12 protein-coding genes are annotated in these 11,073 nt (G+C 63.3%); 1 reads left to right on the top strand and 11 read right to left on the bottom strand.

Annotation, left to right across the window (positions count from 1 at the left end; all coding sequences use genetic code 11):
• Positions 1-22: 22 nt before the first annotated feature.
• On the bottom strand, positions 23-364 hold the full coding sequence (gene yajC / locus NKJ81_RS04370) for a preprotein translocase subunit YajC (RefSeq protein ID WP_352451381.1): 342 nt from the start codon (positions 362-364) through the stop codon (positions 23-25).
• 293 nt (positions 365-657) lie between these two features.
• On the opposite strand from yajC, the gene NKJ81_RS04365 reads away from it, so the two are divergent.
• The gene (locus NKJ81_RS04365) at positions 658-1,533 is read left to right on the top strand and encodes an ATP-binding protein (protein ID WP_352539745.1); all 876 of its coding nucleotides are present in this window, start codon (positions 658-660) and stop codon (positions 1,531-1,533) included.
• 96 nt (positions 1,534-1,629) lie between these two features.
• Here NKJ81_RS04365 and NKJ81_RS04360 read toward each other — a convergent pair whose 3' ends face one another.
• From NKJ81_RS04360 to nagZ, 10 genes are all read right to left on the bottom strand, one after another.
• A complete protein-coding gene (locus NKJ81_RS04360) occupies positions 1,630-3,162 on the bottom strand; it encodes a peptidoglycan DD-metalloendopeptidase family protein (RefSeq protein ID WP_352539744.1) in 1,533 nt (510 codons plus the stop codon).
• 189 nt (positions 3,163-3,351) lie between these two features.
• On the bottom strand, positions 3,352-4,017 hold the full coding sequence (locus NKJ81_RS04355) for a protein-L-isoaspartate(D-aspartate) O-methyltransferase (RefSeq protein ID WP_352500868.1): 666 nt from the start codon (positions 4,015-4,017) through the stop codon (positions 3,352-3,354).
• Entirely contained in the window at positions 4,014-4,772 is a 759-nt protein-coding gene (gene surE / locus NKJ81_RS04350; RefSeq protein ID WP_352539743.1) for a 5'/3'-nucleotidase SurE, read from the bottom strand. The genes NKJ81_RS04355 and surE overlap by 4 nt, the downstream gene beginning before the upstream one ends.
• Positions 4,772-6,076, bottom strand: a complete 1,305-nt coding sequence (gene serS, locus NKJ81_RS04345) for a serine--tRNA ligase (RefSeq protein ID WP_352539742.1) — start codon at positions 6,074-6,076, stop codon at positions 4,772-4,774. Before serS ends, surE begins: the two co-directional genes overlap by 1 nt.
• Positions 6,077-6,369: 293 nt before the next feature.
• Positions 6,370-7,233: a twin-arginine translocase subunit TatC gene (tatC, locus tag NKJ81_RS04340; RefSeq protein ID WP_352539741.1), complete on the bottom strand. Its 864-nt coding sequence runs from the start codon at positions 7,231-7,233 to the stop codon at positions 6,370-6,372.
• Positions 7,230-7,916, bottom strand: a complete 687-nt coding sequence (gene tatB / locus NKJ81_RS04335; protein WP_352539740.1) for a Sec-independent protein translocase protein TatB — start codon at positions 7,914-7,916, stop codon at positions 7,230-7,232. The genes tatC and tatB overlap by 4 nt, the downstream gene beginning before the upstream one ends.
• Before the next feature lie 45 nt (positions 7,917-7,961).
• Entirely contained in the window at positions 7,962-8,183 is a 222-nt protein-coding gene (locus NKJ81_RS04330) for a twin-arginine translocase TatA/TatE family subunit (protein WP_023678929.1), read from the bottom strand.
• Positions 8,184-8,361: 178 nt separating this feature from the next.
• The gene (scpB, locus tag NKJ81_RS04325; protein WP_352470421.1) at positions 8,362-9,141 is read right to left on the bottom strand and encodes an SMC-Scp complex subunit ScpB; all 780 of its coding nucleotides are present in this window, start codon (positions 9,139-9,141) and stop codon (positions 8,362-8,364) included.
• A complete protein-coding gene (locus NKJ81_RS04320; protein WP_023678931.1) occupies positions 9,138-9,938 on the bottom strand; it encodes a segregation and condensation protein A in 801 nt (266 codons plus the stop codon). The genes scpB and NKJ81_RS04320 overlap by 4 nt, the downstream gene beginning before the upstream one ends.
• Before the next feature lie 58 nt (positions 9,939-9,996).
• Complete coding sequence (nagZ, locus tag NKJ81_RS04315) at positions 9,997-11,016, bottom strand: beta-N-acetylhexosaminidase (protein ID WP_352539739.1); 1,020 nt, start codon at positions 11,014-11,016, stop codon at positions 9,997-9,999.
• Positions 11,017-11,073 lie beyond the last annotated feature (57 nt).

Here is an 11,073-nt window from a genome sequence, read left to right as displayed (position 1 = left end):
CTGCGTTCCGCCTTCAATTCGGTTATTTCTTGGCGTTCTGGTTTGCCACCGGCTCGCCCTTGACGCGCACGTCGGCGATCGTCGAGCGCAGCGCCGTCACCTTGGTGCCGCCGCCAAGGTCGATCTCCAGCTCGTTATCGTCGATCACCTTGGTCACCTTGCCGACCAAGCCGCCGCCGGTGACAACGGTATCGCCGCGACGAACCGCCGCCAGCATCTCGCCGCGCTTCTTCAGCTGCGTGCGCTGCGGCCGGATGATCAGAAAATACATGATCACGAAAATCAGAGCAAACGGCACGATCTGGATAAACATTGCGGACGAGTCCCCGCCGATGCCTTGGGCGTATGCCGGTGTCACGAACATCGAGGTACTCCTGAATTTTAAAAACAGCCGCCTTAACCGTTCTGGGAATTTGACGGCCCCGCCAAATTTGGCCGGAATATAGTCCGTAACGTTGCCAATGCAACTGCGCCGCCGGGCAAATCGGCTGCTTTTCCAGCCTGGTGAGCCGTGTTAGAGGGTGATCCCCAAAAGCGACGCTCGGTTTCCGCAAAAGATCATGCCCGAACAAATGCTTGGGACGAGTTTCGAAACCGCTGAAATCAGGTAGGTTGGCCTGCCGCACCATCCTGAACGCGAGACAAAAAAGACAAGAGATGACCGACAGCACCATCGATACCCTGAGCCAGAAGCTCGACCGCCTGATCGAGGCGGTCGCCCGCCTCGCCCCGCCGCCGGTGCCGCAAACCGACCTGGGCGAGGCCGATTGCTTCGTCTGGCAGGCCGATCCCGGCTATCTGGAGCCGGTGCTCAAGGTCAACCGCGTCGACATCGGCCTGATCCGCGGGGTCGACCGCGTCCGCGACATATTGGTCGACAACACCGAGCGCTTCGCGTCAGGCTATGCCGCCAACAACGTGCTGTTGTGGGGCGCGCGCGGCATGGGCAAATCGTCGCTGGTCAAGGCGGTGCACGCCGCGGTCAACGCTTCGGCCAAGCTCGATCTGCCGCTCAAGCTTATCGAGATCCATCGCGAAGACATCGACACGCTGCCGAAGCTGATGGGCCTGCTGAAGGCAGCACCCTTCCGCTTCATCCTGTTCTGCGACGACCTGTCATTCGACCATGACGACACGTCCTATAAATCGCTGAAGGCAGCGCTTGAGGGCGGCGTCGAGGGCCGCCCGGCCAACGTCATCTTCTACGCCACCTCGAACCGGCGGCATCTGTTGCCGCGCGACATGATCGACAATGAGCGCTCGACGGCGATCAATCCGTCCGAAGCGGTCGAGGAAAAGGTTTCGCTGTCGGACCGTTTCGGCCTGTGGCTTGGCTTCCACAAATGTTCGCAGGACGAATATCTCGATATGATCGACGGCTATGTCCGCCATCACGATCTCGCCATCGATCCCGAGATGCTGCGCGCCGAGGCGCTGGAATGGGCGACGACGCGCGGCAGCCGTTCGGGCCGCGTCGCCTGGCAGTTCACCCAGGATCTGGCAGGCCGGCTCGGCAAGCCGCTCAAGGATTAGCCGCTCAACGACTAACAACAGAAGAAGCCCGCACCTTGCGGAGCGGACTTCCTCGCCGGGCTGAAGGTCAGGTGGCCCGCAAATCGCTTTCGTCGTCTATTCGAGATAGGTCGAAGGATCGACCGGCGCCGAGTTCTTGCGCACTTCGAAATGCAGTTTCGGCGAGTCGGTGGTGCCGCTCATGCCGGACAGGGCGATTTCCTGGCCGCGCTTGACCTTCTGGCCGCGCTGCACCTCGATCGAGCTGGTGTGGCCGTAGACGGTGACCAGACCGTTTTCGTGCCGCACCAGCACCGTGTTGCCGAATTCCTTGAGGCCGTCACCGGCATAGATGACGACGCCGTTTTCAGCTGCCTTGACCGGCGTCCCCTCGGGCACGGCAATGTCGACGCCGTCCTTGCCGCCGCCGAAGCTTGAGATCACGCGACCGCGCACCGGCCAGCGCATCTTGCCGATGCCCGTTGCGTCCGGCGCCACCGCATCGTCGTCCTCGGCCTGCTGGATGACTTTCGCGTCCTTCTTTGGCGGCGTGTAGGAGGCGAGCGTCTGCGTCGGCGTGGCCTTGGCAGGCGGCTGGGTGGTGGCCGTCGTCACCGGATCGACCTTTGCCGGCTTCGCACCGGCGACAACAGCGGTTCCGCCTGCCGGCACTTTCAGGGTCTGGCCGATCTTGAGCAGTCCATCCTGCATGCCGTTCGCCTGCTTCAACGCGACGACGCCGACGCCGGTCTTTCTGGCGATGGCCGACAGCGTATCGCCTTGCTGAACCGTGTAGGTGCCGCCGGCACCGGCTGGCTTGGCCGTCGCCGAAGCCACTTTGGGCGCGGCCTTTCCATCCTTCGGCTGGCTCGCGGCAGCCGAGGCGTCCACCTGCGCGGCAGACTTGCCTTCCCTGAGCTTCGGTTGCTGCGGCAGCACGGCCACCTTCTCCGGCGCGTCGGCCGGCTGGTCGTGCCTGGTGCCGTTCGCGGGCTTGGCGTCGGCGACTTTCGGCGTGGCGCCGTTGCTCGAATACGCATAGGCCGGGATGACGAGCTTCTGGCCGGTCTTCAGCCCCTTGGTCGCGCTCAGCCCGTTGACTTTCATGATGGCATCGGCCGGCACGCCGTAGCGCCGAGACAGGCCGGAAATGGTCTCGCCGTCCTTGACGACGATCTCGGTTGCATGCGGTGCGCCGGCGGCCGTCGCCATGCGCGGCGCGTCGGGCTCGGCGTTCTTGAACGGCCTTGCCGCCGGAGCGACGGTGCCGGTTGCCGTCCTGTCGACACGAGGAGCGGCAGGCGCCATCGCCGGCGCGGCAGCGGTACGCACCGGGCGGGCGGCGGGTGCCAGGGCGGGAGCCGGCGGTGGCAACTGCTGCGCCGTAACCGGTTCGAGGCTTGAGCGGCTGACCGACTGGGTGTGGCTGCCGTCGACCGGCGCGGCCGCAACATCGCCCGGATAGGGCTGGGCAGCATCCTGCTTGTCGATGATGGCGCGCTGGTTGTTGGTCGAGGCGGTGAACACGTCATCGACGCTGTTGAACCGCGCCACCTGGGAACTACACCCCGTCGCAGCGCCTGCGATCATGAGGACGGCGCAGCCACGCGCCAGATTGCGTCCGTTTGCCTTCAAAACACTGAATTGCATCGCACTAACCCGCACAGACCCGGTACAACTGAGTGTGATTAAAGCGCGTTAATGTTACCGGTCGGTTAAACCTGTAGAATCAGACGCAAATTTTCTTAAAATATTCGAGGAAGGCTCTCAACTTCGTCGTCCTAGGATGACGAAACGACAGGCTTCGGCTGATCCCCAAGCGGCGCGATGTACCCGGAATCAGATCACCGCGGCGACACCGTGCAGGATCGGCTGCAGGCGCACCAGGCCGATATCCTCGCGTTCGAAGCGGCTGCCGACCTTGGTCAGCTTGGCCAGCACCTGCTCGCCTTCGTCGGGTCCGATCGGCGCGATGACGATGCCGCCGCTCGACAATTGGTCGAGCAGGAAGCGCGGTAGGCTGTCGAAGGCCGCCCAGGCGACGATGCGGTCGAACGGCGCTTCGTTGGCCAGCCCGTTGGAACCGTCCGCCTGGCGCACGATGACATTGCCGATGGCGAGCGCCTCGAGCCGCTGCCGGGCTTGTTCGGCCAGCGTCTTGTAACGGTCGATGGTGACGATCCGCGCGGCAAGCCGCGACATCACCGCCGCCGTGTAGCCGGACCCGGTGCCGATCTCGAGCACCCGGTTGCCCGGCTCGATGGCAAGTGCCGCGATCACCGCCGCCTGCAGGTCGGCGCCTTCGATGGCCTCGCCGCATTCGATCGGCAGCATACGGTCCGACCAGGCTATCGAGTGGAAATGCGGAGACAGAAAGCCGCGCCGCGGCGTCGCCTCGAAGGCGGCGATAAGCGCCTTCGGCACCGTCCCCCTGCCGCGCAGGCGAAGCAGGAAGGCAGCGAAACCTTCGCGCTCGTCGACCGTTGCAGCGTGGTTCAAGTTCATGCGAGCGCCTTGGCCAGTTGATCGCGGATTTCATGCGCGGTGAGATCGAGCTGCAGCGGCGTCACCGACACCAGCCGATTGCGCAAGGCATTGAGGTCGGTGCCTTGCTTGCCCTCGACTGGCTCGCGGCCGAAGCGCAGCCAGTAGTAAGGCAGGCCGCGCCCGTCGCGCCGCTCGTCGACCCACAGGCTGTGGACCAGCTTGCCCTGCGAAGTGACTACAGTTCCGGCGATCTCTTCCGGCGCACAGTTCGGAAAATTGACGTTGAGCAGCACGCCGTCCGGCAACGGCATGGCGACGAGCTTTTCGAGCAGGGCCGGCGCCAGCGCTTCGGTGGTCTCGTAGGGAACGACGCGGTCCTCGCCGACATAGGAATAGGCCTGGCTGATGGCGATCGATCGCACGCCGAGCAGCGCGCCTTCCATGGCGCCGGCGACCGTGCCCGAATAGGTGACGTCGTCGGCGATGTTGGCGCCGGAATTGACGCCGGACAGGATCAGGTCAGGCGCTGCGGGCAGGATCTTCTTCACGCCCATGATGACACAGTCGGTCGGCGTTCCGCGCACCGCAAAGTGCTTTTCGCCGATTTTCCTGAGCCGCAGCGGCTCCGAGATCGACAGCGAATGCGCATAGCCGGACTGATCCTGTTCCGGTGCCACCACCCAGACGTCGTCCGACAGCGTGCGCGCGATGCGTTCGAGTGATGCAAGGCCCTCGGCATGGATGCCGTCGTCGTTGGTCAGAAGGATGCGCATTATTTCGATTCGATCTTTTCCAGACCGCCCATGTAAGGCCGAAGCGCTTCAGGAATGGTTACGCTGCCGTCCTCGTTCTGATAATTTTCGATGACGGCAATGAGCGCACGGCCGACGGCGGTGCCCGAACCGTTCAGCGTGTGGACGAAGCGGTTGCCCTTGCCGTCCTTGTCCTTGTAGCGGGCGTCCATGCGCCGCGCCTGGAAATCGCCGCATACCGAGCACGACGATATCTCGCGATAGGCATTCTGGCCGGGCAGCCAGACCTCGATGTCGTAGGTCTTGCGCGCGCCAAAGCCCATGTCGCCGGTGCACAGCGTCATGGTGCGGAACGGCAGGCCGAGCCGCTTCAGCACCTCCTCGGCGCATTCGGTCATGCGCTCATGCTCGGCAACCGAAGTCTCCTGGTCGGTGATCGACACCAGCTCGACCTTGTAGAACTGGTGCTGGCGCAGCATGCCGCGCGTGTCGCGCCCGGCCGAGCCCGCCTCGGAGCGGAAGCACGGCGTCAGCGCCGTATAGCGCAGCGGCAGTTGTTCGTGCGGCGTGATCTCGTCGCGAACGAGATTGGTGAGCGGCACTTCGGCGGTTGGGATTAGGCCAAGCCTGCCGTCCCCGTGCCGAACGAAGAACAAATCCTCCTCGAATTTCGGCAGTTGCCCGGTCCCGAAAAGCACCTCGTCGCGCACCATCAACGGCGGCTGGATCTCTACATAGCCGTGCTCGGTGGTGTGCAGATCCAGCATGAACTGGCCGAGCGCGCGTTCCATCCGCGCCAGGCCGCTTTTGAGCACGATGAAGCGCGAGCCGGAAAGCCGTGCTGCCCGCTCGAAATCCATCATGCCGAGCGCTTCGCCGATCTCGAAATGCTCCTTCACCCAATTCGGCCGCGTCGGCACCTCGCCGACGACGCGTTTGACGACGTTGTCGTGCTCGTCCTTGCCGACCGGCACATCGTCGAACGGCACGTTTGGCAGCACTGCCAACGCATCGTTCAGCGCCTTGTCGAGCTCGCGCTCGCGCGCCTCGCCATTCTGGATGAAGGCCTTGATCTCGCCGACCTCGGCCTTCAGCCTTTCGGCAAGAGCTGCATCGCCCGAGCGCATGGCATTGCCGATCTCCTTCGATGCGGCGTTGCGGCGTTCCTGCCTGGTCTGCAGCTCGGTCAGATGCTCGCGCCGCGCCTCATCCGCGGCGATCAGGTCGTCGACCGTGGACTGCGCATCCCCGGCCGACCACGAGCGCTTCTGGAGCGCTTCGACAAGGGCCCTCGGGTTGTCGCGAATCCATTTGATGTCAAGCATGGTCTGTTCGTCCTCGGCACGGCGGTTTCGGGGCAAGGAAATGCCCAAAACAAAGACCAGAGGGCGTAAACCGCATCGATACAAGACGTCAAGGCAGAGTTCCTTCGCGCCGACCTCAGGTAGGCAGCACGCGCAACGTTCGATCGAAAGAACCCTGGAAACAAAAACCCGCCTCGAGAGGCGGGTTTTTGGAGCCAATTGGCACCATACCTAAATTAGTAGCATAGCTGCCGGCACAAAGCAAGAACAAAGTTGCTATGGCCGGCAAAAAATGCTGCCCGTTTCAACCGAACCTATGTCGAAGACGCGTCCGCCGGCTTTTCGGCCACCTCTTCGGTGGCGTCCTGCTTTTCGCGGGCCACACGGTCGCGCTCCTTGCTGCGTTCGATCAGCCGGGCCGACCAGATCGAGACCTCGTAGAGCAGGATCGTCGGAATGGCGAGGCCGATCTGGCTCATCGGGTCGGGCGGCGTCAGCACCGCCGCCACGACGAAGGCGATGACGATCGCCCATTTGCGCTTCTCGGCCAGGGCCGTGGACGACAGCATGCCGACCCGCGTCATCAGGCTTGTCACCACCGGCAGCTGGAACACCAGGCCGAAGGAGAAGATCAGCGTCATGATCAGGCTGAGATATTCGGACACTTTCGGCAGCAGCGAAATCTGCACCTGGTCGTTGGTGCCGGTCTGCTGCATGGCGAGGAAGAACCACATCACCATCGGCGTGAAGAAGAAATAGACCAGCGATGCGCCCATCAGGAACAGGATCGGCGAGGCGATCAGGAACGGCAGGAAGGCGTTGCGCTCGTTTTTGTAGAGGCCGGGCGCGATGAATTTGTAGATCTGCGTGGCGATCAGCGGAAAGGCGATGACCATACCGCCGAACATGGCGAGCTTGACCTGGGTAAAGAAGAACTCCTGTGGCGCCGTATAGATCAGCTCGACCTTGTGCGGGTCGAGCCCGGCCCATTGGGTCGCCCATCTGAACGGAACGACCAGAAGGTTGAACAGCCGCTTGGCGAAAAAGAAGCAGACCAGGAAGGCAACAAAAAAACCGCCGATCGACCAGATCAGCCGCCGGCGCAACTCGATCAGGTGCTCCATCAGCGGAGCCGACGATTTTTCTATCTCGTCCTTTTCCTTGTCCGAAACGCTCACTTGGCGGCTCCCGCCGTTTTCCTGGCGGCCGGCTTCTTCGCTGCTGACGCAGGCTTCTTCGCTGCTGACGACTGCGCTTTTTGCTCAGCTTTTGCGGCAGCCTTTGGCGCAGCAGTCTTTGCCGGCTTGGCCGGCGCGGCGGCCGCGGCTTTTGCGGGCGCTGGCTTCTTCTTTGCCGCAGGTGCTTTTTTCGGCACGGCCGCTGCAGCCGTTTGCGCCTGCACTGCCGGCGCTACGACGGACTCGTCCGTCATCGCCGGAAAGATCGGCGTGGCCGGCGTCGGCTCCGGCGGGCTGACGCCCGGCATCGTCGTTGCGCCGTTCTTAAGCGGCTCGGCCGCCTGCTCCGTCGAAGCGGCGGCATCGACGGCCGGCTTGGGTTTCATCACTGCGTCGACGCCGGAACGGACGTCGGCGGCGGCCTGCTCGAATGGATTGAGCTGCTTCCTGATCTCGGCTGCCGGATTGAGGCTTCTCAGCGAATCGACCGACTTCTTGACGTCGTCGAGCTCGGCTTCCTTCAACGCTTCGTTGAACTGCCGCTGGAAATCGGACGCCATGGCGCGCAGCTTCGCCGTCGTGCGGCCGAAGGTGCGCAGCATGTTGGGCAAATCCTTGGGCCCGACGACCACGATCATGACGATCGCGATCACCAGCATCTCGGTCCAGCCGACTTCGAACATGGCTATACGTTCCGACTCAAGTTTTGGCCGACTAAAGTTTTGGGCTCAGCTTTTGCTGGCCTTTTCCTTCGGTACCGAAACGGTTTCGTCGGAACGGTGTTCGACGGTACGCTTGTCCTCGGCAGTCTCGTCGTCCGCCATGCCCTTCTTGAAGCTCTTGATGCCCTTGGCCATGTCGCCCATCAACTCGGGGATCTTGCCGCGGCCGAACACCAGCAGCACGATCACCAGAACGATCATCCAGTGCCAAATCGAAAATGAACCCATAGCAAATCTCTCTCGAACGGTTTCCCAGACGCTGATCTATGCGCTTTCGGGTTCGGATTCAAACAGAACTGCGACAGAGTTCATGAATGAGTCGCCGAAGTCACGCACTTTCGGCACGGTGGCCCGCTACCAATCGGCGCAGTTCCATCCTGCCTGTGGCTTTAAGATGGCGCTCGGCTCAATCTTCCGTGACGCGCGGCGTCAAAAGGCCGAGTTCTTCGAGGTCGATGTCGGTCAGCGGATCCTCGTCGTCGGTAAGCGCATCGGGGTCGGCCGGCGGCAGCGGCACCGAGAAATTCGACGGCATGCGGCCGGACAGCAGCCCGGCACCCTTCAATTCCTCCATGCCGGGGAGATCGCGTATCTCCTCCAGTGCGAAATGGTCGAGGAAAATGTCGGTCGTGCCGTAAGTGACGGGACGGCCGGGCGTGCGACGCCGGCCGCGCATCCTCACCCATTCGGTCTCCATCAGCGTGTCGAGCGTCCCCTTTGACGTCTCGACGCCGCGGATGTCCTCGATCTCGGCGCGCGTTACCGGCTGGTGGTAGGCGATGATCGCCAGCACTTCGAGGGCGGCGCGGGACAGCTTGCGCTGCTGCACCGTGTCACGGCTCATCAGGAAGGCGAGGTCGCCGGCGGTGCGAAACGCCCAGGCATCGCCGACGCGCACCAGATTGACGCCGCGCCGCGCATAGATCTGCTGCAGTTCGGCCATTGCCGCGGCAATGTTGATGCCGTCGGGCAGTCGCGAAGTGAGCTGTTTTTCGCTGACCGGCTCGGCGCTGGCGAATACGATCGCCTCGGCCATCCGTACGGCCTCCGCCATATGCAGCCGCTCGCCGGGATTCCGCGACAAATTCTGCCCCTGATTTTGTGCCGGGTTTTCGGCGACCGCGCCTTGCTCGGCGTCGTCGTCGACCTTGAACGGAATGACCGAAGCGTTGGCGCGTTCGTTCATGGTGTTACCTCGACTATCTTGATGGCCTGGGCGCGGCCGCGCAGATAAAGCGGCGCGAACACCTGGTCCTGCCGCATTTCCATCTTGCCTTCGCGCACCAGTTCCAGCGTCGCCGCAAACGAGCTGGCAACCGCGGTGCGCCGCTCTTCCGGGCCGGCCAGATATTCGACCAGGAAACTGTCGAGCGCCGTCCAGTCGCGCAGCGACCCGATCAGCCTGGTCAGCACGTCGCGCGCATCCTTGAGCGACCACACGCCGCGCCTGGCGATCGTCACATTGGTTATTGCCTGCTTCTGGCGCTGCTGGGCATAGGCGGTCAACAGGTCGTAGAGCGAGGCCGAATAGGCATTGCGCTTCTCGACGATGACCATCTCCGGCATGCCGCGTGCAAACACGTCGCGTCCGAGCCGGTTGCGGTTGACCAGCCGTGCCGCCGCGTCGCGCATCGCCTCCAGCCGCTTCAGCCGGAACTGCAGCACCGCCGCCAGTTCCTCGCCGCTTTCGCCTTCGTCGCCGGGCTGCTTGGGGATCAGGAGCTTCGACTTGAGAAACGCCAGCCACGCCGCCATCACCAGATAGTCGGCGGCAAGCTCCAGTCTCAGCGCCCTCACCTTCTCGACGAAGGCCAGATACTGTTCGGCCAGCGCCAGGATCGAGATGCGCGACAGGTCGACCTTCTGATTGCGGGCAAGATGCAGCAGAAGATCGAGAGGACCTTCGAAGCCGGCCACATCGACGACCAACGCCGGATCGCCGGTCAGCCGGGAATCGTCGTTCTCGGCCCACAAGCGGTCCATCGGTGCGGCCTTGCCGGCCTTCAGGTCCAATGTTTCCGCCACTTCGCTTCCTTTGATGCTAGGCCACCGCGTCGAAATAACTGGCAAATTCGGTCCGAATCTCGGTCTCGTCCGCCACGTCACGGTTCCTGATATAGGTCAGCGCCCGCTCCGCGCGTTCAAACGACTTGCCTTCCAGCCCGGTCGTGCGCGATGCAATGCCGGCCATCTCCTCGAACACGCCGTTGCAGTGAAGGACCAGATCGCAGCCCGCCGCAAGGATAGCGGCCGCCTTTGACGGGAAATCCCCAGAAAGTGCCTTCATCGAGGTGTCGTCGCTCATCAACAGCCCGTCGAAGCCGATTTCGTCGCGGATGATCTTTTCGATGACCTTGCCGGATGTGGTGGCCGGGTTCTTCGGGTCGATCGCGCTATAGACGACATGCGCCGTCATCGCCATCGGCAAATGGTTGAGCTCCCTGAACGGGGCAAAATCATGCCGCTGCAAGTCGCCGATCGAGGCGTCGACGGTCGGCAGTTCGAAATGCGTATCGGCGAAGGCCCTTCCATGACCGGGAATATGCTTCATCACCGGCAGCACGCCGCCCGCCATCAGGCCTTCCGCCGCGGCGCGACCCAATTCGATGACGGCGCGCGGCTCCTTTCCATAGGCGCGCGCGCCGATGACGTCGCTGGCGCCCTCGATCGGCACGTCGAGCACCGGCAGGCAATCCGCCGTGATTCCGTAGCGCAGCAGGTCGAAGGCATGCAGCCGCGCCATCAGCCATGCGGCACGGGTGCCGGCGTCATGGTCGTCGCGCCACAAGGCGCCGAGTGCACCGGCAGCCGGATAGTTCGGCGCCAGCGGCGGCCGCAGGCGCTGCACCCGGCCGCCCTCCTGGTCGATGAACACCGGCGCATCCGCACGCCCGACGCAGTCGCGCATCGCGGCGACCAGATCGCGGATCTGCTCGGTCTCGCCGATATTGCGCGCAAACAGGATGAAGCCCCACGGGCATTCGTTGCGATAGAAACGGATCTCGTCGCGGGTCAGTGATTTCCCGGCGCAGCCGAGGATCATGGATTTTGATTCGGTCATGCGGAACAGTTTAGAGCTTCGCGCCGACAAAGGGAATCGCCCGCAATTGCCTTCAGA

Origin of the sequence: Mesorhizobium sp. M0018, assembly GCF_040323955.1 — a bacterium.
Taxonomy (GTDB): Bacteria; Pseudomonadota; Alphaproteobacteria; order Rhizobiales; family Rhizobiaceae; genus Mesorhizobium.
Note: the sequence above shows the minus strand (reverse complement) of the source record. Positions and strands in the feature narration are given on the sequence as shown.